20 protein-coding genes are annotated in these 25,071 nt (G+C 71.2%); 13 read left to right on the forward strand and 7 right to left on the reverse strand.

The features are described from left to right. The first annotated feature begins 7 nt into the window (after positions 1–7). Positions 8–1,852, forward strand: a complete 1,845-nt coding sequence (locus JFN87_RS06710) for a glycoside hydrolase family 15 protein (protein WP_209339003.1) — start codon at positions 8–10, stop codon at positions 1,850–1,852. A 283-nt stretch (positions 1,853–2,135) separates the two neighbouring features. After that, positions 2,136–4,763: a discoidin domain-containing protein gene (locus JFN87_RS06715; RefSeq protein ID WP_209338968.1), complete on the forward strand. Its 2,628-nt coding sequence runs from the start codon at positions 2,136–2,138 to the stop codon at positions 4,761–4,763. 182 nt (positions 4,764–4,945) lie between these two features. Here the strand turns inward: JFN87_RS06715 and JFN87_RS06720 are convergent, their stop codons facing one another. Further along, positions 4,946–5,569: a TetR/AcrR family transcriptional regulator gene (locus JFN87_RS06720; RefSeq protein WP_209338969.1), complete on the reverse strand. Its 624-nt coding sequence runs from the start codon at positions 5,567–5,569 to the stop codon at positions 4,946–4,948. Between the two features lie 223 nt (positions 5,570–5,792). On the opposite strand from JFN87_RS06720, the gene JFN87_RS06725 reads away from it, so the two are divergent. Continuing rightward, positions 5,793–6,857, forward strand: coding sequence for an amidohydrolase family protein (locus tag JFN87_RS06725; RefSeq protein ID WP_209338970.1), 1,065 nt, complete (start codon positions 5,793–5,795; stop codon positions 6,855–6,857). Between the two features lie 15 nt (positions 6,858–6,872). Further along, a complete protein-coding gene (locus tag JFN87_RS06730; protein ID WP_209338971.1) occupies positions 6,873–7,844 on the forward strand; it encodes an amidohydrolase family protein in 972 nt (323 codons plus the stop codon). Between the two features lie 7 nt (positions 7,845–7,851). On the opposite strand, the gene JFN87_RS06735 is transcribed toward JFN87_RS06730, so the two are convergent. Then, the gene (locus JFN87_RS06735; RefSeq protein WP_307865337.1) at positions 7,852–8,679 is read right to left on the reverse strand and encodes an IclR family transcriptional regulator; all 828 of its coding nucleotides are present in this window, start codon (positions 8,677–8,679) and stop codon (positions 7,852–7,854) included. 82 nt (positions 8,680–8,761) lie between these two features. Then, positions 8,762–10,369, reverse strand: a complete 1,608-nt coding sequence (locus JFN87_RS06740; RefSeq protein WP_209338972.1) for a bifunctional 3-(3-hydroxy-phenyl)propionate/3-hydroxycinnamic acid hydroxylase — start codon at positions 10,367–10,369, stop codon at positions 8,762–8,764. A gap of 107 nt (positions 10,370–10,476) precedes the next feature. Here JFN87_RS06740 and JFN87_RS06745 point away from each other — a divergent pair, with 107 nt between their 5' ends. The 4 genes from JFN87_RS06745 to JFN87_RS06760 all read left to right on the forward strand — a co-directional run bounded on the left by JFN87_RS06745 (position 10,477) and on the right by JFN87_RS06760 (position 14,620). After that, positions 10,477–11,439 carry an amidohydrolase family protein gene (locus JFN87_RS06745; RefSeq protein WP_209338973.1) on the forward strand — a complete coding sequence of 321 codons (963 nt, stop codon included), beginning with the start codon at positions 10,477–10,479 and terminating at the stop codon, positions 11,437–11,439. Between the two features lie 55 nt (positions 11,440–11,494). Beyond that, positions 11,495–12,691 carry an amidohydrolase family protein gene (locus tag JFN87_RS06750; protein ID WP_209338974.1) on the forward strand — a complete coding sequence of 399 codons (1,197 nt, stop codon included), beginning with the start codon at positions 11,495–11,497 and terminating at the stop codon, positions 12,689–12,691. A 126-nt stretch (positions 12,692–12,817) separates the two neighbouring features. Then, positions 12,818–13,660 (forward strand): fumarylacetoacetate hydrolase family protein, encoded by an 843-nt coding sequence (locus tag JFN87_RS06755; RefSeq protein WP_209338975.1) that lies wholly within the window; start codon positions 12,818–12,820, stop codon positions 13,658–13,660. A 33-nt stretch (positions 13,661–13,693) separates the two neighbouring features. Further along, positions 13,694–14,620: a VOC family protein gene (locus JFN87_RS06760; protein WP_209338976.1), complete on the forward strand. Its 927-nt coding sequence runs from the start codon at positions 13,694–13,696 to the stop codon at positions 14,618–14,620. An 89-nt stretch (positions 14,621–14,709) separates the two neighbouring features. Here the strand turns inward: JFN87_RS06760 and JFN87_RS06765 are convergent, their stop codons facing one another. The 4 genes from JFN87_RS06765 to JFN87_RS06780 form a co-directional block, all read right to left on the reverse strand. Next, positions 14,710–15,177, reverse strand: a complete 468-nt coding sequence (locus JFN87_RS06765) for a hypothetical protein (RefSeq protein ID WP_245178864.1) — start codon at positions 15,175–15,177, stop codon at positions 14,710–14,712. Between the two features lie 69 nt (positions 15,178–15,246). Further along, entirely contained in the window at positions 15,247–15,822 is a 576-nt protein-coding gene (locus JFN87_RS06770) for a VOC family protein (protein ID WP_209338977.1), read from the reverse strand. Between the two features lie 131 nt (positions 15,823–15,953). Beyond that, a complete protein-coding gene (locus JFN87_RS34290) occupies positions 15,954–16,643 on the reverse strand; it encodes a GntR family transcriptional regulator (RefSeq protein ID WP_307865338.1) in 690 nt (229 codons plus the stop codon). A 53-nt stretch (positions 16,644–16,696) separates the two neighbouring features. After that, a complete protein-coding gene (locus JFN87_RS06780) occupies positions 16,697–17,203 on the reverse strand; it encodes an Lrp/AsnC family transcriptional regulator (RefSeq protein ID WP_209338978.1) in 507 nt (168 codons plus the stop codon). Between the two features lie 291 nt (positions 17,204–17,494). On the opposite strand from JFN87_RS06780, the gene JFN87_RS06785 reads away from it, so the two are divergent. From JFN87_RS06785 to JFN87_RS06805, 5 genes are all read left to right on the forward strand, one after another. After that, positions 17,495–19,828: a transketolase-like TK C-terminal-containing protein gene (locus JFN87_RS06785; RefSeq protein ID WP_209338979.1), complete on the forward strand. Its 2,334-nt coding sequence runs from the start codon at positions 17,495–17,497 to the stop codon at positions 19,826–19,828. A gap of 91 nt (positions 19,829–19,919) precedes the next feature. After that, positions 19,920–20,882 (forward strand): amidohydrolase family protein, encoded by a 963-nt coding sequence (locus tag JFN87_RS06790; protein WP_209338980.1) that lies wholly within the window; start codon positions 19,920–19,922, stop codon positions 20,880–20,882. A 101-nt stretch (positions 20,883–20,983) separates the two neighbouring features. Then, positions 20,984–22,444 (forward strand): aldehyde dehydrogenase family protein, encoded by a 1,461-nt coding sequence (locus JFN87_RS06795; RefSeq protein WP_209338981.1) that lies wholly within the window; start codon positions 20,984–20,986, stop codon positions 22,442–22,444. A gap of 26 nt (positions 22,445–22,470) precedes the next feature. Next, complete coding sequence (locus JFN87_RS06800; RefSeq protein WP_209338982.1) at positions 22,471–23,391, forward strand: alpha/beta hydrolase; 921 nt, start codon at positions 22,471–22,473, stop codon at positions 23,389–23,391. Continuing rightward, complete coding sequence (locus tag JFN87_RS06805) at positions 23,388–25,052, forward strand: FAD-dependent monooxygenase (protein WP_307865339.1); 1,665 nt, start codon at positions 23,388–23,390, stop codon at positions 25,050–25,052. Before JFN87_RS06800 ends, JFN87_RS06805 begins: the two co-directional genes overlap by 4 nt. The last annotated feature ends 19 nt before the right edge of the window (positions 25,053–25,071 follow it).

Genomic DNA, 25,071 nt, shown 5'->3' on the forward strand with positions numbered 1-25,071 from the left:
AGCGACCATGGACCGCTATCCGCCGATCGCCGACCACGGCCTGGTGGGCGACCTCCAGACCACCGCCCTCGTCTCCGGCAAGGGCGTCCTGGACTGGTTCACGTCACCCCGGTTCGACTCGCCCAGCATCTTCGCGGCCCTGCTCGACCACGACCGGGGCGGCTGGTTCAGCCTGGCGGCGGACGAGCCGGAGGCGACGTGCCGGCAGCTGTACTACCCGGACACCGCCGTCCTGGTCACCCGCTTCATGTCGCCCCGGGGTGTCGGCGAGGTCCTGGACTGGATGCCGCCCAACCCCTCAGGACCGGCCACCGACCGGCACACGGTGATCCGCGTGGCCAGGGCGGTCCGCGGCACGGTCGACTTCACCCTCGACTGCCGCCCGCGCTTCGACTACGGGCGCGCGCCGCACGAACTGACCCTGGGGCCCGACAGCGCGGCCTTCCGCGCGGCCGGCACCGCCGTCCACCTCCAGGCCACGTTCCCACTGGAGCGTTCGGGTGACGACGTGCGAGGCCGCGTCACCCTGGACGCGGGCCAGGCCGCAGGCGTCGTGCTCACCGCCTGCGCCGGAGGCGAGGCCCCCGCGCCACCGACCGTCGACGGCCTGACCGAGCGGCTGTGGGACGCGGTGAACTTCTGGCAGGACTGGGTGCGCACCTCCACCTACCGCGGCCGCTGGCCGGACATGGTGCACCGCTCCGCCATCACCCTCAAGCTCTTGACCTACGCCCCCACCGGTGCCCCGATCGCCGCCGCCACCACCGGCCTTCCCGAGCAGATCGGCGGGGAGCGCAACTGGGACTACCGCTACACGTGGATCCGCGACGCCTCCCTGTCGGTGCGCGCGCTGCTCGACCTGGGGTTCGTGGAGGAGGCTGCCGGCTTCACCGACTGGCTCGGCGACCGCCTGCGCGACCGCATCGACCTGCCGGGCGAGCGCCTGCAGATCATGTACCGGGTCGACGGCGCCCCCGACCTCCAGGAGGAGGTGCTGGAGCACTTCGAGGGCTACCGCCGCTCGTATCCGGTCCGAGTCGGCAATGCCGCCATGGATCAGCTCCAACTCGACATCTACGGCGAGGCGTTCTACGCGATGGCCGAGGCCCGCACGGCCGGCATCCAGGCCGGCTACCAGGCCTGGAAGGCCGCCGCGGCGACACTGGACTGGCTCGCGGGCGCCTGGGACCGGCCGGACGAGGGCATCTGGGAGACACGCGGCGGCCGCCAGGACTTCACCTACAGCCGGGTGATGACCTGGGTCGCCTTCGATCGCGGGCTCAAACTCGCACAGGACTTCAGCCGCCCCGCCGACATCGAACTGTGGCGGCGCACCCGCGACTCCGTGCTGGAACAGGTCATGACGCGCGGCTGGAGCGAGACCCGGCGCGGTCTCGTCCAGCACTACGGCAGCGACGTGCTCGACGCGTCCCTGCTGCTGATCCCCCGGGTCGGCATGCTGCCGCCCAGGGACCCCGCGTGGCTGTCCACCCTCGACGCCATCGATCGCACACTGGTCCGCGACAGCCTGGTCCACCGCTACGACCCGGCCGCCTCACCCGACGGCCTGCGCGGCTCGGAGGGCACGTTCAACCTGTGCAGCTTCCTGCACGTCGACGCGCTCGCCCGCGCCGGACGCCGGCAGCGCGCCCGCTACGCCTTCGAGAAGATGCTCACCTACGCCAACCACGTGGGCCTGTTCGCCGAAGAGGTCGGCCCGTCGGGAGAGCAACTCGGCAACTTCCCGCAGGCCTTCACGCACCTGGCCCTGATCATGGCCGCGACCACACTGGACGAGGTGCTCGACAACGCCGCCGGCACCGCACAGGGAGCCCGCCGCCCGCCCCGCTGAGCACCACGCGGAGGCGAGGCGTCCAGGGCTGACGCCACGCCATCGAAGCCGATCTCGAAGGCCACCGTGGTCCGTTCACCATCCGAACAGGCGGCTGGGAGGGCAGCACCGGGAGAGCCGGTTCTTTTTGACGCGACATCAGCCGGTTTCCCGCGCGCCCATTGACGCGATCGAAAGACCAGGAGGACCATCTGGGAGAGCGCTCTCCTTCATAAGGTGAAGGGGAGCGCGTGCACGCGGGCGTCGTCCCGCGCCTTTCACTCCCTCACACAGGAGCCGTCCCATGCTCGTTCCGCACGCCGCCGTCGAGTCGGCCTTCGCACGAAGATGTGTGCGATGGCGGGTTCTGACCGCCGCGCTCATCTCCTCCCTCGTCGCCGGGTTCCTGCTGGTGGCTCCGGCCGGCGCCGCTCACGCGGCGGACACCCTGCTGTCGCAGGGGAAGACAGCCACCGCGTCAAGCACCGAGAACTACGGCACACCGGCCGCCAACGCCGTGGACGGCGACACCGGCACCCGCTGGTCCAGCGCCGCCGCCGACCCCCAGTGGCTCCAGGTCGACCTCGGCGCCGAGGACACCGTCAGCCAGGTCGTCCTGAACTGGGAGGCCGCCTACGCCAAGGCTTACAAGATCCAGCTGTCGGACGACGGCACGACCTGGACCGACGCGTACTCCACCAGCGTTGGCAAGGGCGGGACGGAGACCGTCGCGGTCTCCGGAAGCGCGCGCTATGTGAGGATGTACGGCACCCAGCGCGCCACCGGATACGGCTACTCCCTGTGGGAGTTCCAGGTGTACGGGACCGCGGGCACCGGCGGGACGGGCGGCGGTGGCGGCGGTTCGACCTGCGGCACCGGCGACGCCGCGAAGTCGAGGCCCGCGACGGCCTCCAGCCAGGAGAACGGCGGGACCCCGGCGTCCGCCGCGGTGGACGGCGACACCGGCACCCGCTGGTCCAGCGCCGCCGCCGACCCCCAGTGGCTCCAGGTCGACCTCGGCTCGGCGCAGAGTGTCTGCCAGGTCGTTTTGAACTGGGAGGCCGCCTACGCGAAGGCGTACAAGATCCAGCTGTCCACCGACGGTACGAACTGGACCGACGCTTACTCCACCACCAGCGGGAAGGGAGGCACCGAGACCATCGCCGTCTCGGGCACCGCCCGCTACGTGAGGATGTACGGCACCCAGCGCGCCACCGGATACGGCTACTCGCTGTGGGAGCTCCAGGTCCACACCGCGACGTCCACCGGCGGCACCGGCCCGATCACCGGCGGTGGAGACCTCGGCCCGAACGTGCTGGTCTTCGACCCCTCCTCGACCGACATCCAGTCGAAGCTCGACGCGATCTTCAAGCAGCAGGAGACCGCGCAGTTCGGCACCGGTCGCTACCAGATCCTGCTCAAGCCCGGCACGTACAACAACCTCAACGCGCAGATCGGCTTCTACACCTCGATCTCCGGGCTCGGCCAGGACCCCGACGACGTGACCATCAACGGTGACGTGACCGTCGACGCCGGCTGGGACAACGGCAACGCCACCCTGAACTTCTGGCGCTCGGCCGAGAACATGAAGCTCAACCCGGTGAGCGGCACGGACCGTTGGGCCGTCGCACAGGCGGCGCCGTTCCGGCGGATGGACGTCAACGGCGGCCTCAACCTGGACTCGGCAAGCTACGGCTGGGCCAGCGGCGGCTACATCGCCGACAGCCGGATCTCCGGCCAGGTCGGCAACTACGCACAGCAGCAGTACTACACGCGCGACAGCTCGATCGGCGGCTGGTCCAACGGCGTGTGGAACCAGGTGTTCTCCGGCGTCCAGGGCGCCCCGGCGCAGAGCTTCCCCTCGCAGCCGTACACCACCCTGGACACCACGCCCGTCTCGGTCGAGAAGCCCTACCTCTACCTCGACAGCAGCGGGGCCTACCGGGTGTTCGTCCCGTCCAAGCGGACCAACGCACGCGGCGTGTCCTGGGCGAACGGCCACACCCCCGGCAGCTCGATCCCGCTGAGCCAGTTCTACGTGGTGAAGGCCGGCGCGACCGCCGAGACCATCAACGCCGCGCTGGCACAGGGCCTGAACCTGCTCTTCACACCGGGTATCTACCACGTCGACCAGTCGATCGACGTGACACGGCCCGGCACCGTCGTGCTCGGCCTCGGCGAGGCCACGATCACCCCGGACAACGGCGTCGTCCCGATCAAGGTCGCGGACGTCAGCGGTGTGCGCGTGGCGGGACTGCTGCTCGACGCCGGGCCGGTCAACTCCCCGCAGATGATCCAGATCGGCGCACCCGGAGCCAACGCCGACCACTCCACCGACCCCACCACCGTGCAAGACGTCTACGTGCGCGTCGGCGGCGCGGGCCCCGCCTCGGTCGGCACAGCGATGGAGGTCAACAGCAACGACGTGATCATCGACCACACCTGGCTGTGGCGCGCCGACCACGGCGCCGGCGCCGGGTGGAACACCAACCCGGCCACGTACGGACTGGTCGTCAACGGCGACGACGTCGAGGCAACCGGCCTGTTCAGCGAGCACTTCAAGAAGTACGACGTCGACTGGTTCGGCAACGGAGGCCGCACGATCTTCTTCCAGAACGAGAAGGCGTACGACGCGCCCGACCAGGCCTCGGTCCAGAACGGCGGCACGCTGGGCTACGCCGCGTACAAGGTGGAGGACTCGGTCACCTCGCACGAGGCGTGGGGTCTGGGCAGCTACTGCAACTACACCGCGGACAAGAGCATCCGGCAGGACCACGGCTTCGAGGTCCCGAACTCCTCCGGGGTGCGGATGCACGATCTGAGCGTGGTGTCGCTGGCCGGTGACGGCGAGTTCAACCACGTGATCAACGATGTCGGTGCGCCCACCGTCGGCACCGGCACCACCCCGTCCACCGTCACCGACTACCCGTGACGTCCTCCCCCGCCGGGCCCTGGAGGGGGCAGGGCCCGGCGGGGGAAGTGGCGGACAGGAGCGGCGCCAAGATCTGGTTGGACCGTGCCGCCACCGTCGCTGATCGCGCCGACACCGTCGAATGTGCGGCCGCTCTGACCTGTTGGATTGAGCGTCAAATTTCTGCCGGTGGGGCAGGTCCGTCATGGGCGTGTGGCCGCCAACGGCAGAAGCACCTCGTCGACGATGGCCGCCACCTCGGACAGCGGCACCGAGTCGCGCTGCATGGACTCCATGACGATCAGGCGGGGGCCGAGCGAGGCCATGCGCTGGGTCACCGCGGCGGGCCGCGCCTCACCGCGTTCGGCCGCGGCACGGAGGATGTCGAGGAGCAGACCTTGGTGCGGCACGATCAGCGCCCGGAAGACCTCGTCGAACAGTTCCGGATGGCGCGGGCGCTGGGTGATCAAGGGCCGCAGTGCGCGCCCCCTCGGCTCCTGAAGGCCGCGCGCCAGCCCGGCCAGCACGGTCGTGAGATCGCCGCGCAGGGAACCCGTGCCGGGAGCGGCCGGCGGCGGGAAGCCGGTCCCCGGGTCGGACAGCGCGGCGAGCACCAGCTCGGCCGTCGTGGACCAGCGGCGATAAAGGGTGGTCTTGCCGGTGCCGGCTCGGGCCGCGACCTTGTCGAAGCTCAGCTCCTCGTAGCTCGTCTCCGCCAGTTCTTCCAGCGTCGCCAGGAAGATCGCCTGCAGGAGTGCGGCCCCCCTTCGCCGGCTGCTCCCGCGCCGGCGACCCGGAGCGTCCTGCGCTTCCGGAGAGTCCGGCACGTCCGGAGAGTCCGGCACGTCCAGCGCGTCCGGCACCTCCGGCGGGGAGGTCCCGGCGCGTTGACCGGCGGGGCGGCGAGCTGCTGTCACCGTTCGGTTATAGCCGCGAAGGCGCCGGTCCGTCGAACGCACGAGCCGCCCACGGCCCCCGGTCGCAGGGGTTCGGCAAGAGGAGTACGCTCCTTAGGAAACAAGTCAGTATCCTATTTCGTCTGGAGTACGTGTGACCACTGTCAAAACGGCTCTGACCGACGTCCGGGTCTTCGACGGCACACGGTTGAGCGAGCCCACCACCGTCGTCATCGACGGCGCCGTGCTGGGCGACGACGCGGCAGGGGCGCGAACCGTCGGCTGTGACGGCGCCACCCTGCTGCCCGGCCTCATCGACGCCCACGTGCACCTGGTCGTTCCCGACGACCTGACGAAACTTGCCGGCCACGGCATCACCACCGCCCTCGACATGGCCTGCTGGCCTGCGGAGCGTGTGGACTCCTTCCGCGGCCGGGTTCCCGACATCCGCAGCGCGGGCGTGCCGGCCATCGGGCCCGGCGGGAACCATGCCCGCATGCCGGGCATGCCGGCCGAGGCCATCCTGACCAGTCCGAATCAGGCGAAGGACTTCGTCGCCCGGCGAGTCGCCGAAGGCTCCGACTACATCAAGATCGTGATCGAAGGGGACCTGCTCGACCAGGCCACCATCGAGGCGGTGATCACCGAGGGCAAGGTCAACGGCAAGCTGACGATCGCGCACGCCTCCTCGGTCGATGCCTACCGCCGGGCCGTGCACGCCGGTGCCGACGTGGTGACCCACGTGCCGCGCGACGGTGTCCTCGACCCCGGCACCGTTGCCCTGATGGCGAAGCGGCGGCAGGTCGCCGTCCCCACGCTGACCATGATGGAGGCCGTCGTCGACGGCGCGCGCGTGCCCGGGGAGGACTACGCCTTCTGCCGTGACACCGTGGCCGCCCTCCACGAGGCAGGGGTCCCTGTCCTGGCCGGGACCGATGCCTTCTCGGGCCACGCTCCCATCCCGAATCCCGTCGTGCACGGCCCGAGCCTCCACCGCGAGCTGGCTCTCCTCGTCGCCGCCGGCCTCACCCCGGCGGAAGCCCTGCGGGCCGCCACCACGCTGCCAGCCCGCCACTTCGGCCTGCCCGACCGCGGGGCCGTGCGGCCCGGCCTCCGGGCCGATCTGCTCCTCGTCGACGGCGACCCGCTGTCCGACATCACGGCCACCCGGCACATCAGGGGTGCCTGGTCGGCGGGGACCGAGATCACCCACGTCTGAAACGGAGGACCTGCCATGGCCGGCACGGCCGACGAACTGATCGACGTCCACGCCCACTTCGTGACCGACTCCTACGTGGCGTCGGCCAGGGCCGCGGGGCACGCGCATCCGGACGGGATGCCCGGCTGGCCCTCCTGGAGCACCGAAGAGCACCTGCGGCTCATGGACGAGCACCACATCCGCACCTCGCTGCTGTCCATCTCGTCCCCCGGCACCCACTTCGGTGACGACGCCGCCGCGCGCGCACTCACCCGCCAGGTCAACGAGCACGCCGCGGAACTCGTCCGCGCCCACCCCGGCCGTTTCGGGCACTTCGCCTCGCTGCCCCTGCCGGACGTGGACGGCAGCCTCGCCGAACTCGCCTACGCGCTCGACGAGCTGGGCAGCGACGGCGTCACCATCGAGACCAACGCGCACGGCCGCTACCCGGGTGACCCGCACTTCGAGCCGCTGTGGGCGGAACTCGACCGCCGCGGGACCGCGGTCTTCGTCCATCCCACCTCGCCCGTCCACCCCGAGACGGTGGCAGTGGGACGTCCCAGGCCGATGCTGGAGTTCATCTTCGACTCCACGCGGGCCGTCTCGGACCTGGTGCTGAGCGGTGTCGTGAATCGCTTTCCCGGAGTGCGGTGGATCTTCACCCACGGCGGCGGAACGCTCCCCCTGCTGATCGACCGGATCGAGCTCTTCCGCACCGCGTTCCCCAGCGGGCACCAGGACGGCGGCCGCAGTGTCCGGGAGCAGGTCTCCGAGCTGTGGTTCGACATCGCGGGAACACCGTTCCCGCGTCAAGTACCCGCGCTTGAGGAGGCTTTCGGCAGCCGGAGGATCCTGTACGGGAGTGACTGCTGCTGGACACCGGCCGACGCGGTGGCACGCCAGATCGCGTCCATCGACGCGGCCATCCAGCCCGGCCCGGCCACCTGGCGATCCCTGACATCGGCGAACGCACGGCGCCTCTTCCCCCGGCTCGACCGGCTCGGCTGAGGGATCCCTACGGCCTGTCCCGGCCCCCGGAGTGGCCGAGCTCCTCCGACATGGCCCGGGTCGAGCGCAGCAGTTCCGCCGAAAGGCCGGCGAACTCCTGCTCGCTGACGCCGCGTCCGGGCATCACCAGCGTGACGACGAGCGGGAAGGAGTCGCCCGCGGTGAACACCGGAGCCGCCACCGACGTGACGCCGGGGATGACGCCGCCGACCGTGGTGGCGACGCCCTCACGCAGCACGTCGGCCCTGATACGGGCCACCCTCTTCAGAGTGGGCGCGTCCAGGGCTGCCACCTCCAACTGCCCGCGCAGCACCGCTTCGGTGAGCCGCTCGGGCACATGGGCGAGGAACGCGCCTCCCATCGCGGAGTTCAGCAGGGGCATCGTGGCGCCGACGCGGACGGTGATGGGCAGTGTGTGCGCCCCGTACTCCCAGCGCACGACGACCGGGCCGTGGTCTCCCCACACCGCCAGGTTGACCGCGTGGGACGTACGGTCACGCAGCCCCGGCAGGTGATCGCTCACCAGCGCGACCTCGTCCATCCGGCGGAGGGACTCGACGCCGAGCCGCCGCATGGCCGGGCCCATGTCGTAGCGCCCTGAGCTCGGCGACTGCGCGACGAGCCCGACCCGGGCGAGGCTCACGAGGTAGCGGTGCGCCTTGCTCGGCTGCATCCCGCAGGCCCCGGCGATCTGCGTGAGGCTCATCGGCCCGCGGCCCTCTTCAAGTGCCCGGAGCACCGTCATCGCCAGTTCGACGGACTGGATGCCCTGCCGGCCCGGCGGCACTCCGTTGCCGTCGGGCTCGTCCGGATCACGAAGACGCTCAGCTGCCACACGGGCGATCATAGGACTCCCTCCGCGCGGCGCGGGCACCCGCGGCCACGGTGCCGCCCGCGGACACGCGGAGAGCGAGTGGTCAGGCGGCCGGCAGGCCGAGCGCCCCGGACCCGGTGACCGTCCGCAGCAGCTCGCCCGCCAAGGCGTTCGCCGCGCCGGGACCGCTCGCGGTCCCGAACACGTAGAAGTCCGGTCGGACGGCCACGGCCGAGGAGCCGAGGTCGGCGAACCAGCGGCGGTAGGTGCCGTCGACGTCCGACACCACCGAGGCCCACGGGTGCCCGCCGGCTCGCTCGCCCGGCGCGGCGACACGGACGCCCGCCCGTACGAGGGCGGGAAGGACGTCCGCGAGCCCACTGCCGTCCAGCAGGCCCTGGTCGAGAATGAGCTGGAAGCCGCCCCCGACGACCTGGTCGAGGCGGTCGCGGCGATCGCCGTCGTCCACCAGGCCCTGGACCGACAGCTCACCGCGTCCGGGCCCGGAGACGGCGGCGAGCAGCCCGTCCGCGAGCCCGGGGAACCGGAGGGTCTGCGGGGCCCTGGGCCCGGAGCGGCCCGCGAGCAGGGTGCGGTCGCGTTCGGCCGCGCGCCCGGGGTCGCGGATGGTCTGCAGGTGCCCGAGCTCCACGCCCTTCTCCGTCACCGCTCGCACGTGTGGCTCGCGCTCGGCCTGATAGGTGTCGAGCAGGCCGTCATCGGCAGCGCCCCGCAGCACCAGGTCCAGTTTGAAGGCCAGGTTCTGCGCGTCACGGATGCCGGAGCACATGCCCTGGCCGAGGAACGGCGGCATCTGGTGGGCGGCGTCGCCCGCGAGGAGGACCCTGCCGCCGCGCCACTCGTCGGCCACCAGCGAGCGGAAGGTGTACGTGGCAACCCGGATCAGCTCGGCGTCGTCGGGCGTGAGGTAGCCGAGGACCCGCTTCCAGACACGCTCAGGGTCGCTCTCGGTCTCGAAGTCGTCCGGCGAGTCCAGCATGAAGCTGAAGCGGTGATGGTCGGGGCCGAGCGAGATGATCGAGGTCGGACCCGACGGATCGCCGCACTGGAGGGCCGGAGGCACCGCCACGGGGCGACGGAAGCGGAAGTCACACACCATCCACGGCTCGGAGAACCCGTAGTCGTGCTGGCCCACGCCGAGCGCCGACCGCACGAAGCTGTTGCCCCCGTCGCAGCCGAGGACCCACCGCGCGGTGACCGTCCGCCGTCCGCCCGGTTCGTCGACGGTGAGCACGGCACCGTCCGCCGCCTGCTCCAGCGCGACCACCGGGCTCGCATGCCGCACCTCGACCCGCGGAAGCGACCGGCAGGCGGCGTCCAGCACTTCTTCCAGCTCGGGCTGGTACATCATGTACCACTCGGCCCAGCCACTGCGCCCTGCCTCGGCGAACGCCTGCTCCATCAGGAGGTCGCCGAGGCCGTTGCGCCACTCGTAGGTGCGCTGCACCCGGAGTTTCGGCAGCAGTTCCCCGGCCACCCCGAGCCGCGCGAGCGTGCGCATGGTCTCGTCGTCGAAGCTCGCCGCGCGGGGGAGGTTGTAGAGCCCCGCATACCGCTCGAGCACCAGCACCCGGTGGCCCGCCTGTCCCAGCAGCGCCGCCGCCACCATGCCCACCGGCCCGTATCCGACGATCGCGACGTCCACCACCGCGTCACTCCGGCCGGCACCGGCACCGTCCGCCGTGTCCATCCGGGTACCTCCGTTTCCCTGACCACTTCCAAGGGGTTGACACCGACGGAACGTACGTTTCACCATCGTGAAAGTCAATGCATATTAGTGAATTTAGTGAGGCGCTCATGGGGCCCCGTAACCGCATCGACGTACACGCCCACTACCTGGGCGGCACCGTCGAGTCCCTGTTCAGATCCGGCTTCACCCTGGCGGGTGGCTACAAGATCGCCGTGCGCTGGACGCCCGAGGCCGCTCTCGCCTTCATGGACCGCCACGAGATCGCCGCCCAGATCCTCTCCGCCCCCTGGCCGTTCGCGGGCCGCCCCGACGACCCGGCCTTCGCGACCCGTTTCTGCCGCGGCGTCAACCGCGAGTACGCCGAACTCATCGCGAAGCATCCCGGCCGGTTCGGGGGATTCACGGCTGTCCCGCTGGACGATCCCGAGACCATGCTGGCCGAGATCGCCTACGGGCTCGACCAGTTGGGGCTCGATGGAGTGGTGCTGACCTCGAACAGTCTCGGCCACTACTTCGGCGACCCCTTCTACGAGCCGGTGCTGGCCGATCTCAACGAGCGCCGGGTGCCCGTGTTCCTCCACCCGACGGACTGCCCGCACGTGGACGTGCTCGGGCTCGGGCGCCCCAGTTCCGTCTGCGAATACCCCTTCGACACCGCGCGCAACATCGTCAACGCCCTGTACACCGGCGTGTTCCAGCGCTATCCGGACCTGAAGCTGATCCTCGCCCACTGCGGTGGCGGCCTGCCCACCCTGGGCGGCCGCGTCGCCGAGCACACGACCATGGGCATGGGACCGGGAGACGCCGGCATCGATCCCCAGCACGTGGCCCACGTCCTGCACCGCCTGTACTACGACACCGCCCTGGCCGGCACGGCCCACTCCCTGCTGCCGACGCTGCAGGTCACCGATGCCGACCACGTGTTGTTCGGGACCGACTGGCCGGCGGCCCCTGAGGCGACCGTGGACCGCAACAACACCGGCCTCCTGGATTTCGAAGGCTTCAGCGGGGACCAACTCGCGTCAGTCGAACGGCACAACGCCGCGCGGCTCTTTCCCCGCCTCGCCTGAGGCGATCAAGTCCGGCCCGACGAAGACAACAGATCCGAGAAGGGAAACGGCACACATGGACAACAGAGAGTGGACCAGACGCGGCCTCCTCAAGGCGACCGCGGCGGGCGCCGCGCTGGCCTCCGTTCCGGCCGCGCTGGGGGCCCCGGGGACGGCCGCGGCGGCCGAACGCACCACCGGCGGGAGACCGGAAAGGGTCGCGCTCACCAACGTGCGGGTCTTCGACGGACGGGCACTCAGCGCGCCTCGTACCGTGGTGATCGACGGTGGTGTGATCGGGCTCAGCCCCTTTGGCGCTCGGACGATCGACGGCAAGGGCGCGACGCTGCTGCCCGGTCTCATCGACGCCCATGTCCACCTGGAGGATGTCGGCACACTGGAGCAGCTGACCGGCTACGGGGTGACCACCGCGCTGGACATGGCCTGCTGGCCGCCTTCCCTGGTCGACTCCCTGCGCCACCGGCCGGGGCTCACGGACATACGCAGCGCCGGTGTCCCCGCCACCGCCCCCGGCAGCACGGAGAGCATGCTTCCCGGCTTCCCCCAGTCCGATCTCGTCGACAACCCCGCGCAGGCGCCGGGGTTCGTCGCCGCCCGGGTCGCCGAGGGGTCGGACTACATCAAGATCATCGTGGATGTCCCCGGCGGCCTCGACCAGGCCACGATCAATGCGCTGTCCGCCGTGGCGCATGCGTACGGAAAGCTGGCGAACGCCCACACCGTCACGTCCGCCGCCGTGGACGAGGCGCTGCTCGCGGGCGTCGACGTGATCCACCACGTACCGCTGGACACGGCGGTGACCTCCGCCGTGGCCGCCCGGTACGCCGCAGGACGGCGCGTCTCCGTCCCCACGCTCACCGTGATGGAAGGGTTCGGCGCCCTGGGCATACCCGGTCTGAGCTATGCCGCGGCGCGCGACAGTGTGATCGCGCTCCACAAGGCGGGCGTCCGCATCCTCGCCGGGACGGACTCCAACCGCAAGCAGGGCATCCCGGTGCAACCCGCGTTCGGCGCCGGCCTCCACCACGAACTCGAACTTCTCGTGGCGGCCGGCCTCAGCACGGTCGACGCCCTGCGCGCGACAACCGTGTTGCCGGCCCAGACATTCGGTCTCCACGACCGCGGGGTCATCAGCCCCGGCCGCCGGGCCGACCTCGTGCTCGTCGACGGCGACCCGGTCTCGGACATCCGCACGACGCGGAACATCCAGCGCGTGTGGGCCGGCGGCATCGAGTACGCGCCAGTGGCCTGAGGCCGGACCTCCGCCCGGCATGCGCGCCGGGGCGCCACCACTCACACCGTGGAGGCGCCCCAGTGCGCCACATATTCATCATCCCCTATTTCGACCGCCCTCTGCCCCCACTTCGGGAGTCACATCGTGCGTATCGCCAACCTCTCCGGCCGCCTGGTCCTGATCCGTGACGGCCTGGCCGTCGACGTCGAACGGGCGAGTGACGGCGGCTTCACCGCCGAGCCGCAGGCCGTCTACGAGCGGTGGGAGGAGTTCCGCGCCTGGGCCGGCCGTGCGGATCTGCCCATGGGCACGGCGTTCGAGCCTGCCGATCTGGGCTCCCCCGCCCCGGCGCCGAGGCAGATCCTGGCGGTCGGCCTCAACTACCGTGACCACGCGGCCGAGTCCGGGTTCTCGGAACCCGACGGGCTGCCGCCGGTGTTCACCAAGTTCGCCACGAGCATCAGCGGACCGGTCACCGAGGTGACACTGCCTGCGGGCGGCCACACCGACTGGGAGGTCGAGCTCGTGGCTGTCATCGGCCGCCGCGCCGAAGGCGTCCTGGAGGCGGATGCCTGGAGTCACGTCGCCGGTCTGGCCGCCGGGCAGGACATCTCCGAGCGTGTGGCACAACTGGCCGGTCCAGCGCCTCAGTTCAGTCTCGGTAAGTCCCTTCCCGGGTTCGCCCCGATCGGCCCCTGGCTCGTCACGCCTGACGAGTTCGACAACCCCGACGACCTGGAGCTGCGCTGCTCGGTCAACGGGGAGGAGATGCAGAAGGGCCACACTCGGGACCTGATCTTCTCCGTGCCGGCGCTGATCGCCCGCCTGTCCGCGCTACTGCCGCTGCTCCCCGGTGACGTGCTCTTCACCGGCACCCCGGCCGGTGTGGGAATGGGCCGCGACCCGCAGCGCTGGCTGGCCCCGGGGGACGAACTGGTCAGCGCGATCGAGGGCATCGGCGAGCTGCGCCAGACCTTCGTCGCCTGAGCCCCCGGCCCCGATGGACGAAGGAGTTCCCCCATGGCACTGCACCGTCTGACCTCCATCACCATGGGGGTCCCCAACGTCGCGGAGACGGCCGCCTACTACGCCGACTTCGGCCTCACCCCGGACCGCGACGGCTGGTTCACCACGCGCGACGCCGGACGCCAACTGCGCATCGTCCACGAACCGAACCGCCGCCTCGTCGAGTTGTGCGTAGGCGTGGACACGGCCGACGACCTCGCGTCGGCCGCTGCCCGGTTGAAGCGGCTCGGCGTCGCGAGCACCTTCGACGCGAGCACACTGACCGCATATGACCAGGCGACAGCCGTGCGCGCCGTCCTGCGGGTCAGCCCCCGTCTCACGCAGGCACCCGTCGCGGCCACCGTCTACAACGGACCCGGCCGCGCGGAGCGCACCGGTTCGCGTGCCCCGGGCGTCCTGCGCACGGGGAGGGTTCGTCCCCGCAAGCTCGGGCACGCCGTCGTCGGCACCACCGACTTCGACGCCACGACCGCCTTCTTCCGTGACGGGCTCGGCTTCAGGCCGTCCGACTACATCAAGGACCACGGGGCGTTCCTTCGCTGTTCCACGGACCACCACAACATCCTCGTGCTGGCCGCGCCGGTCACCTTCCTGCACCACTCCTCCTGGCAGGTCGACGACATCGACGAGGTCGGCCGCGGCGCCGCGGCCATGCTGGAGGACAACCCCGAGCGTCACGTCTGGGGCCTGGGCCGCCACCACGCCGGTTCCAACTTCTTCTGGTACCTCAAAGACCCGGCGGGCAACTTCAGCGAGTACTACTCCGACATGGACTGCGTCGTCGACGACCAGCTCTGGACGCCGGAGGTCCTGGAAGGCGCCAAGGGCCTGTTCAACTGGGGGCCGCCGCCTCCGCCGTCGTTCCTCGCCCCGGACGATCTCGCCGCCCTGATGACCGGCACCCACAGCCCGGCGACGTAGCACGGGCACGGCACAGCGGCGCCCGGGCCTCCACACGGCCCGGGCGCCTTCGCGCGCCGCCGCCCCCGGGTGCTGTGCCCTGCAGGCGGTCAGCCGGCGCCGGCCGATGCCGCGTCGGCCACGGGAGGTTCGGCCGTCATGGCGGCGTAGGCGTCCCGTACGGCCGGTACGAGTGCCCTCGCGCGCTCGACGTCGGTCCTCTCCGCCCTGAGTTTGAGGATGTCCCCTGCGCGGCGATCGGCGGGCAGGTCCGCGGTGCGAGCCGCGATCAGCACGTGGAAGTGCCGGTAGTTCTCACCGAACATGAGCATGTACGTGGCCTCGGCCCCGGTCGCCGCGGTGACCGCGGCGACCATGTCACGGGCCCGCCGTCCGAACGTCTCCTGCTCCGGTACGTCCAGCCCGGTGATCAGCTCCGCATGGCGCCTGGCGCGCAGGAAGAACCATCCGGGTACCTCGTATCCCGGGGCGACCTCCGCGGCCCAGAGCGCGTCGCGCAAGACCACAACGGACTCGTCGGCCTCATCGAGTTCACAGATCAGGCAATTCGGTTCCATGCCAACACTCTTCTGGTAGGTGCGGGTGGGGTCGGACGAACGCACGCGGCGTGACGCGCCCCCTTGCTGTCAGGCTCCGCCGCCCATGAGCACGGGCATCGGGTCGGGCAGATCGGCCCCGAGCGCCCACGCGCGGTCGGAGAGCTCCTCCACCGTCGCGCCGCCGCGTCGTGCCTCGAGAAGGGCCTCGGGATCGAAGGCGGGGCCGACGGAGTCGGCCGCGTACTCGGGGCCCTTCATGTAGGCGGTGGCGTCGTCCGGCTCCGCGAACCGGTCGATCTGCAACTCGACCATGTTGCCGTCAGGATCGCGGTAGTACATCGAGGTGGTCACACCGTGCGCGATGCACACCGCCGGCCTGACACCCTGGTCGCGCAGGAGAACGTAGCGTTCGAGCAGGTCGTCGACGGACTCGAAGGTGTACGCGACGTGGTGCATCGCGGCCGTGCCGGGCGCCTTGCGGCTGAGCGGTACGGGCGGATGGATCAGAGCCACCCTGTGGTGCTCCTCGTCGAACGTGACGAACGACAGCGCATCGTCCTGGTAGACGACGTGGCCGTCGAGGACGGTGCAGTACCAGTCGCGCATCTCCTGCGGCTGACCTGTCTGGAATACGACGTGGGCGAACTTGGGACTCGCTGGCATGGCGGATCTCCCTGGACTGTGACGTCGGGTTTCACGTTCGAGAGCCTGCTCTCTCACGGTAGCCGTGATATGTGATAACAGAAAGGCTCTGGGAGGAGCTTGTTGCGAGCCGACGGACCGCGCGGGGCCGGTCAGTCGACGACGGCCGCGATGCCCTGCTGGGCGATCCGTTCGTTGGTGTCGAGGTGCACAAGGAGCGCGTGCGCCGCGCGGCCGGCGTCGCGTTGGGCCACCGCGGCGAGGAGATCCGCGTGCGCGGCTTCCCGTCGCCGCGGCTCGTCGGGGTCGCTGTCGCGACCGCCGAAGGCGAGCCGGACATAGCGCTCGGCCGCGTGCCAGAGCATGCCGAGGGTGCGCAGGTCCCAGTCGGTGGCGGCGGGACGCAGCAGGTCCAGGTGGAACTCGTGGTGGGCTTCGTAGATCTCGTCGAGCCCCAGGCTCACGTCGCCGAACACGGCGAGATGGCCCGCGAGCCGGTCGTGGTCGCGATCGGTGAGGAGCAGGCAGGCCCGCCCCACGAGTTCCGGTTCGATCTGCCTGCGCAGGCGGTAGATCGCACGCAGGTCGTCATGGCTGAGCGGGGCGACCGCGGCGCTCTTGCCGCGTGCGGTGACGACCAGTCCCTGGCCCTCCAGATGCCGAAGGGCCTCCCGTACGGGAATGATGCTGACGCCGAGGCGCCCGGCGATCTCACGGAGGGAGAACTCCTGGCCCGGCCGCAGATCGCCGGCGAGGATGGAGCGACGGATCTCCTTGGTCACCTGCTCGACCACGGAAAGGGTCTGCACGCGCCGTACGCCGGTCGTGCTCGCCTCAGCCACTCCGGCCCTCCCTCACGGCAACCCGCGCCAGCCTCACCGAAGAGCCGACGTTATCAGGCATGTCGCTCCCGCGTCCCGGTTCTCGCGTCGGCGACCCGCTGGAGCAGCGGGGTCACGCGGTAGCCGACCAGCCGGCGCATGACGAGGGCCGTATGGGTCCGTTCCACCCCGGGGTTGCCGAGTATCCGTCCCGCGATCCGGTACAGGTCCTCGGCGTCGGCCGCCACCACGTGCACCAGCAGGTCGCTCTCGCCGCTCAGGCCGTACACCTGGAGGACCTCGGGGACGGCGGAGAGCGCGGCGGCGACCTCGTCGAGCAGGCGCTGGACGACGCGGGTGGTCACGAAGGCGGTCAGCGGGCAGCCGAGTGCCGCCGGGCTGATCCGTCGCTCGAAGGAGCGGACGGCGCCGGTGCGGTCCAGCGCGGTGAGCCGGGACTGGACGGAGTTGCGGCTCAGGCCCGCACGGTCGGCGAGGGCGACGGCGGTGGCGCGGGGATGCTCGGCCAGGGCGAGCAGGAGCTTGGCATCGGTCTGGTTGACGCGCAGTGGATGATTCACGATGAACACCTTCCCGGGGGCGGGGACCGGAGTTTTGGTCACTGTGCACTGTTATCACGCCGCCTCTTGCGCACGTTCCGGCCGGATGGTGTGCTGCACGGCAACGGCTGCTCCCGCGGTGGGTCCCTCGGCCGCGCTCCGGGCACGGCCACGGGCTCGCCCGCACATCCCAGGACCTCGCCGCGGGGAGTGGTGTCCCTGCCGCGTCGCGTACGGCGCGCTTCTCCCTCTCGCTCGCCGACCACTCGACTCGTCCGGTCGGGCACAGGTCGCCAGGAGGTCCGTCACGCCATGACCACCGCCGAAGCCCACTCACCCACGTCCAGCGCCCTCGACGACGGCTCCCTCGATGTCCTGCGTGAGGTCGAGGACCGTGTGCTGTGGCTGTCCAGCGCCATCGTGCACCACGCGAACCGTGTCAGGCCCAACTCCTCGGGGCTCAAGGTCGGGGGCCATCAGGCCTCCTGCGCCTCCATGGTGTCGATCATGACCACCTTGTGGTTCCGGCACCTGCGACCCGGGGACCGGGTCTCGGTCAAGCCACACGCGTCGCCGGTCCTGCACGCCGTCAACTACCTTCAGGGCAGGCTCGATCCCCGCTTCCTGCCCACGCTGCGAGCGTTCGGCGGTCTGCAGAGCTATCCGAGCCGGTCGAAGGACCCCGATACGGTCGACTACTCCACCGGCTCCGTCGGCATCGGTGCCACTGCCACCATCTGGGGCGCCGTCGCCCGCCGGTACGTCTCCTTCGATGCCGGCACCCCGGGCGGCCGCCAGTACGCGCTGGTCGGGGATGCCGAGCTGGACGAGGGGGCGGTCTGGGAGGCCGTGCTCGACCCGCAGGTCGCCCATCTCGGTGAGCTGGTGTGGATCGTCGACCTCAACCGGCAGTCGCTGGACCGCGTCGTGCCCGGCATCTCCGCCGGCCGGCTGGAGGGCATGTTCGCCTCGGCCGGCTGGCAGGTACTCACCCTCAAGTACGGCAGGCTGCTCGATGAGTTGTTCGCCCGCCCCGGCGGCGGCGAGCTGCGCCGCCGTCTCGACGCCATGCCCAATCCGGAGTACCAGCGGCTACTGCGCTGCTCGGCGGCCGAGCTCCGTGAACGCCTTCCCGGGGAGGGCGCCGGCTCGCGGCCCGTCGCCGCACTCCTGTCGCAGCTGGACGACCCGACCCTGATGCGAGCGCTGCGCAACCTGGGTGGCCACGACATGGCCGCCCTCGACGCGGCGATCGGCTCGGTCGAGGACCACCGTCCCACCGTGATCCTCGCCTACACCGTGAAGGGCCACGGCCTGCCCACCGAGGGGCATCCGCAGAACCACTCCTCGCTGCTGACCGAGGACCAGATGCTGGAGCTGGCATCCCGGACGCACGCCGATCCCGCACGCCCCTGGGACGCCTTCCCCGCCGGATCGGCCGCCGGACGCCTGTGCGCCGACGCCGGGGCACGGCTGAACCGTGAGCCGATCGAGCCGAAGGCTCCCCCGCTCGTGCCCACCGACATCGGCCGGACGCCCACCGGCACCGCGACCACCCAGGGCGCCCTCGGCCGCGTGCTGCTCGACCTGACGCGCGCCGCTCCCGAGGCGGCACGCCGCGTCGTCACCGTAAGCCCTGACGTCAGCTCGAGCACCAACCTGGGCGGCTGGGTCAACAAGGCGGGCGTCTGGGCGCCCACCGAGCGCGTCAACTGGTTCCACGACGACGCCGAGACGCTGCTGCACTGGCGCGAGAAGCCCACCGGCCGGCACATCGAACTCGGGATCGCCGAGACCAACCTCGTCGGCCTGCTCGGCGAGCTCGGCGCGACCTGGAGCCGATGGGGCGCACCCCTGCTGCCCATCGGCGTCCTGTACGACCCCTTCGTGCAACGCTGCCTGGAACCTTGGTCGTTCGGCATCTACGCCGGAGGCCAGTCCATCCTGGTGGGCACTCCCTCGGGCGTCAGCCTGGCTCCGGAGGGCGGCGCCCACCAGTCCATCACCACGCCGTCGCTCGGCATCGAGCAACCCGGCTGCACGGCCTGGGAGCCCGCCTTCGCGCTCGACACCGAGTGGACGCTGCTGGCCGCGCTGTCCCGCCTGGGCAAGCCGGACGGCGCGTCCGCCTATCTGCGGCTGTCCACCCGGCCCGTCGACCAGTCACTCGCCCGGGTGCCCACCGATCCCGCCGCCCGTGAGCGCCGCCGCCGCCAGGTCGTCGCCGGCGCATACCCGCTGCGCCGTACCGGCAGCCCGCGGGTCACCATCGCCGCCATGGGCGCCATGGTCACCGAGGCCCTGGCGGCGGCCGACCGTCTCGCACAGCAGGGCACCGCGGCGGACGTCGTCTGCGTCACCAGCCCCGGTCTGCTGTTCCGGGCCCTCGACAGCCGCATGGGCCACGGGCACGCGGACACCTGGGTCCTCGACCAGGCCTTCCCCGCGGATCGCGCCACTCCCCTGGTCACCGTGCTCGACGGCCATCCGCACACCCTGTCCTTCCTCGCAGGGATCCACCGGGTCCCCGTGTCCACTCTGGGGGTCACGCGGTTCGGGCAGTCCGGCTCGCCGGACGACGTCTACCGCCATCACGGCATCGACACGGACAGCATCGTGTGCGCTGCCCTGGACCTGACGGAGTGACCCGGCCTTCCCCGCTCCGGAGGGTTGACACCGACGGAGTGCGCGTTTCACTATCCATGAAGTCAGTGCATATTAGTGAAACGGAGCCGTGATGCGGACCATCGGCCTTGAGGAGCACTTCGTCACACCCGAGCTGGTGGGTCACGGCACCTCGTCGGCTTCGATCCTCCAGCCGGACAAGTGGCGGGAGGCCTCCCGGCGGCTGCTGGACGTCACCGGCGAGCGGCTGGCCGAGATGGACGCGGCCGGGCTGGACATGCAGGTGCTGTCCCTCAACTCCCCCGGTATCCAGGCCGAGACGGACGCGGCAGCCGCGGTGGCACAGGCGGCGGCGGTGAACGAGCTGCTCGCCGGCGTGGTGGCGGACCAGCCCGACCGGTTCGCCGGCTTCGCCGCACTGCCGCTTCAGGACCCGCAGGCCGCCGCCAAGGAGCTGGAGCGCTCGGTGACCGAACTGGGCATGCGCGGAGCGCTGGTGAACGCCCACACCCAGGGCACCTACCTCGACGACCCCCGCCTGCGCGTGGTGTGGGAGCGCGCCGAGGGCCTCGACGTACCGCTCTACCTGCATCCCGCCAACGGCGTCGGAACGCCCCATGTCATCGAGGGGCACCCCGAACTCGTCGGGCCCATGTGGAGCTGGGGCACGGACACCGCCTCGCACTTCCTGCGTCTCGTCTTCGGCGGCGTGTTCGACGACTTCCCGGAGGCCAAGCTGTTGCTGGGCCACATGGGCGAGGGGCTGCCCTACGCACTGTGGCGGCTGGACTCGCGCTGGGACTACCACAACCACCACGGAATCGAACTCGCCCGGGGCTACCCGTCGGAGTACGTCCGGCACAACCTGTACATCACGACCAGCGGCGTCTGCTCGGCCCCTCCGCTGCTGTGCGCACTGCTCGCGCTCGGCCCCGAGCACATCCTCTTCGGAACCGATTACCCCTTCGAGGACATGGCGACGGCCACCGAGTTCCTGCGTACCGCGCCGGTGAGCGAGGCCGACCGGACGAAGATCGCCCACGGCAACGCGGAACGCCTGCTCCGTCTCCGGTGACAGCGCGCCGCACCCAGCAGCAGGCGACGCCACGGTCCGGCGCACACCCGCCGCTCGCCCTCCCCTCCGTCTCGAGCAAGGACAAGCAAGGAGTTGCCGGTATGGCCCGCGAAGACACCGCACGACACTGGATCGACGGAGAGTGGACCGGTTCACACCGAACCTCCGACAGCGTCGACCCTGCCACGGGCGCAGTGATCGGCACGTACGCGGAAGCGGATGCCGAGCTGGGGCAGGCCGCGATCGACGCGGCGCACCGCGCCTTCACGGACGGGCCCTGGCGCTCGGACCCGATGGTGCGGGCCACTGCCCTGAGCCATCTCGCCGACGCGTACGACCGGCGTATGGACGAGGTCGTCAGCACCCTGTGCGAGGAGAACGGAAAGCTGCGGCCCGAAGCGGGCTTCGAAGCGCACTTCATCCTCCGCGCGCTGCGTTTCGCGGCGGGACTGGCTCTGCAGCCGCACGGCCGGGTCACGGACACCCACCCGGGCCGTCAGGCCTTGTCGATCCGGCAGCCCGTCGGCGTGGCCGGGATCGTGGTTCCGTGGAACTCCCCCGCCTACCTCTGTATCCGCGCGCTCGCCCCGGCGCTGGCGGCAGGATGCACGGCGGTGGTGAAGATGCCCGGGCAGGCGGCGCGCACCGCGGCTCTCATGAGCGACATCCTGGCATCTGTTCCCGAGTTGCCGAAGGGGGCGGTCAACGTCCTCGTCGAGTCCGGCTCCGACGTCGCCCGGCTGCTGGTCGGATCCCCGCGGGTGCCCGTGATCAGCTTCACCGGCAGCACCGCCACCGGACGCCTCGTCGCCCAGGGCGCGGCGGCGCACTTCAAGCGGGTGGGGCTGGAGCTCGGCGGCAAGACCCCGCACCTGGTCTTCGCCGACGCGGACCTGGAGGCGGCGCTCGCCACCGCCGTCCAGTCGTGCACCGTCTTCGCCGGGCAGTTCTGCATGACGGGCAGCAGGGTCCTGGTCCAGCGGGAGATCGCCGACGACTTCACCTCGGCTCTGGCCCAGCGGCTGGAGAGTGTGCGTCCAGGGCCGGCCTCCGACCCGGCCAGCCAGATCGGCCCCCTCATCGACAAGGCGTCGGTCGCCCGGGTCGACGCCCTGGTGGAGGCCGCGATCGCGTCCGGCGCCAAGCCGCTCGTCCGCGGCGGCCCCAGCACGCGTCCCGAACTCCAGGACGGCGCCTTCTACCACCCCACGCTCCTCGCGGTCTCCGACTCCTCGCTCCCGATCGTGCGTGAGGAGACGTTCGGGCCCGTGCAGACGGTCCAGGTCTTCGACACCGAAGCGGAGGCCGTCAGCCTCGCCAACGACAACGAATACGGGCTCAGCGCATGCGTGTGGACCCGGGACGCGGACCGCCCGATGCGCGTGGCGCGGCAGCTCGACGCGGGGCTCATCTCCGTCAACAGCTGGGCCAACCTGACCGTCGAGTTCGAGGAGGGCGGCTTCAAGTCCAGCGGCGTGGGCCGGCTGGGGGGTCTCGCCTCCCTGGAGGACTTCCTCGAGTACAAGCAGATCACCCAGGACTACGCGCCGTTCGGCGGATGAGCCAACCTTCCGGCAGGAGGCCACAGATGGCCAAGCAACGCGAACCTCTGATCTTCGAGGTCGACGGGCACAGAATAACGGCAGTGACCGCCGGTCCCGCCGAACCGACCGGCAAGCCCCTGATCGCCGCCCTCCACGGCGGCACGTACACGGCGCGCTACTTCGATGTCGCGGGCGCGCCCGAGGGCTCCTTCCTCGACGTCGCCACCGCGCACGGCTACCCGGTCGTGGCCTTCGACCGCCCGGGTTACGGAGGCAGCACGCCTCTGGAGCCGGACGCCAACACCTTCACCCGGCACGCGCGACTGCTCGGTGACGCCATGGCGCAGGCGGCGGCACGCCTCGCGGCCGGCAGTGTGTTTCTGCTCGGCCACTCGATCGGCGGCATGATCGCCCTGATGATCGCCGCCTCGGATCCCGGGTTCCCCCTGATCGGTGTCTCGGCGACCGGAATGGGTGCCGTCATCCCGAGCGGCGGAGCGGCGGAGGCCCTCGGTTCCCTTCCGCCCGACGAGACCGTGGACCTGCCGTACCAGGAGCGGGACAAGGTGATGTTCGGCCCGGCACACACGTACAGGAGCGAGGGGCTACGGCAAGCGCACGAGTCCTACGCGCCCGTGCCCGTACGGGAGTTGGTACAGGCCCCGGCCTGGCCGAGGGAGCATCTGCCCACCGTCGCCCCCCGGGTCGCCGTTCCCGTGCACAACGCGCTCGCCGAGTACGACGCGCTGTGGAGCAGCGGCCCGGAGAACGTCGCCCGATTCGCCGCGCTGTTCACGGCGGCCCCCTTCGTCGACGCGAGCGTCGCCCGGGGCACCGGCCACTGCATCGACCACCACACACTCGGCCACGCGCTGCACCTGCGCCAGCTCGCGTTCGCCGAGGAGTGCGCACACTGGGCCGCGACGCGGCAGACGGCACCGCGTACAGCAGGGGACGAGGGGTGACGTCGTCGGCCGGCGACACGCGCCTGCCGCGGCACGTCCAGGTCCTCATCGCCGGCGGCGGACCCGTCGGACTCGCGGCAGCCGTCGAGCTCGGGCGCCGTGGCGTCGACTGCCTGGTCGTCGAGGTGCGCCCCACCGTCTCCAGGGCCCGGCCGCGGTGCAAGACACTCAACGTGCGCACGATGGAACACCTGCGCCGATGGGGCCTGGCCGACCGGCTGCGGGCGCGGGCGCCCCTGCCCGTGTCCTGGTCCCAGGACGTCGTGTTCTGCACCTCACTGGCCGGCCGGGAGCTGTCGCGCTTCACGGGTGTCCTCGGGCTCGCCGCGGAAGGCGATCGCTTCCCGGAGACCGGCCAGCAAGCGCCGCAGTATGTCCTGGAGGAGGTCCTTCGCGAGGCGGTGGAAGAACTCGGCGCGTGCCGGCTCGTGCTCGGGTCGCGGGTCGTCGCCGTGAGCCAGACCGACGACATGGTGTCCGTGACCGTCGAGAACGGCTCCGGGCAACGGAGCACCGTCACCGCCGACTTCGTGATCGGCTGTGACGGGCCGCGCAGTGTGGTGCGCGAACAGATCGGCTCCCGCTATGTGGGCGGGGAGTTCCTGCGCCCGAACTTCGGCATGGTCTTCGAGAGCACCGGCCTCTGGGACCACGTCCGCCACGGGCCGGCCGTGCAGTACTGGATCATCAATCGTTCCGCTCCCGCGCTGGTGGGTCCGCTGGACCGGAGGAACACCTGGTGGGCCATCGCCTTCGGCGTCGACCGGGAGACCGGGGAACGCGAGGCGCACCGCATCATCGACGGCGTGGCGGGCCGGCACGTGCCGGCCGAGGTGGTCTCCACCGACCCGTGGACCGCGCGGATGCAGATCGTCGACCGCATGCGGCACGGCAGGGTGTTCCTCGCCGGTGACGCCGCGCACCTCAACCCCCCGTTCGGTGGCCACGGACTCAACACCGGCATCGGCGACGCGGTCGACCTGGGCTGGAAACTCGCGGCCTCGCTGGCGGGCTGGGGCGCGCCCGGCGTGCTCGACAGCTACGAGAGCGAACGGCGCCCCGTTCAGGAACGCGTCATCCGCGAGGCGACCGCCAATATGCGCGTGCTCTCCACCGAGCTGCTCGCCGACAACCTGGACGAGACCGGCCCGGCGGGCGAGGAGGCCCGCCGGGCCGCGGGCGCGCGCATCCAGGAGACCAAGCGGGCGGAGTTCCACTCGCTCGACCTCGTCCTGGGACTGCGCATCCCCGCCTCGCCGATCCTCCCCGTGGGCGGCAAGGGCTCGGCAGGCGAGGCACGCAAGGGCGCCCGCCTGCCCCACGTGTTCCTCGACGACGGTCGTTCCCTGTACGACCTGCTCGGGGACGGACTGACGCTCCTCGCCCTCGGGGGCCGCGGGCCGGAGGTGACGGCCGTCGAGGAGGCGGCGCGCGTACGTGGCGTTCCGCTGACGGTGGTGAATCTGCCGGAGGCGGCGTCGAGCGCCTACGCCCGGCGGCTGGGCGCCCGCCTGCTCCTGGTGCGCCCGGACCAGGTCGTCGGCTGGCTGGGCGGCGAAGCCCCCGGGGACGCGCTCGCCCTCGTCGACACGTTGAGGGGCTGCCCGCGGCAGAGCGCGGCACCGCGAGCTGGTCGACGCCCTCGACCGGCGGGACCGTGACGAGTCACTGCGGCTCATC

Source organism: Streptomyces montanisoli, from assembly GCF_017813245.1.
GTDB lineage: Bacteria > Actinomycetota > Actinomycetes > Streptomycetales > Streptomycetaceae > Streptomyces > Streptomyces montanisoli.

Coding starts and splice junctions, on each gene's coding strand:
- JFN87_RS06710 (WP_209339003.1), top strand. CDS start 8: ATGGACCGCTATCCGCCGATCGCCGACCACGGCCTGGTGGGCGACCTC.
- JFN87_RS06715 (WP_209338968.1), top strand. CDS start 2,136: ATGCTCGTTCCGCACGCCGCCGTCGAGTCGGCCTTCGCACGAAGATGT.
- JFN87_RS06730 (WP_209338971.1), top strand. CDS start 6,873: ATGGCCGGCACGGCCGACGAACTGATCGACGTCCACGCCCACTTCGTG.
- JFN87_RS06740 (WP_209338972.1), bottom strand. CDS start 10,369: ATGGACACGGCGGACGGTGCCGGTGCCGGCCGGAGTGACGCGGTGGTG.
- JFN87_RS06745 (WP_209338973.1), top strand. CDS start 10,477: ATGGGGCCCCGTAACCGCATCGACGTACACGCCCACTACCTGGGCGGC.
- JFN87_RS06750 (WP_209338974.1), top strand. CDS start 11,495: ATGGACAACAGAGAGTGGACCAGACGCGGCCTCCTCAAGGCGACCGCG.
- JFN87_RS06760 (WP_209338976.1), top strand. CDS start 13,694: ATGGCACTGCACCGTCTGACCTCCATCACCATGGGGGTCCCCAACGTC.
- JFN87_RS06765 (WP_245178864.1), bottom strand. CDS start 15,177: ATGGAACCGAATTGCCTGATCTGTGAACTCGATGAGGCCGACGAGTCC.
- JFN87_RS06770 (WP_209338977.1), bottom strand. CDS start 15,822: ATGCCAGCGAGTCCCAAGTTCGCCCACGTCGTATTCCAGACAGGTCAG.
- JFN87_RS06785 (WP_209338979.1), top strand. CDS start 17,495: ATGACCACCGCCGAAGCCCACTCACCCACGTCCAGCGCCCTCGACGAC.
- JFN87_RS06790 (WP_209338980.1), top strand. CDS start 19,920: ATGCGGACCATCGGCCTTGAGGAGCACTTCGTCACACCCGAGCTGGTG.
- JFN87_RS06795 (WP_209338981.1), top strand. CDS start 20,984: ATGGCCCGCGAAGACACCGCACGACACTGGATCGACGGAGAGTGGACC.
- JFN87_RS06800 (WP_209338982.1), top strand. CDS start 22,471: ATGGCCAAGCAACGCGAACCTCTGATCTTCGAGGTCGACGGGCACAGA.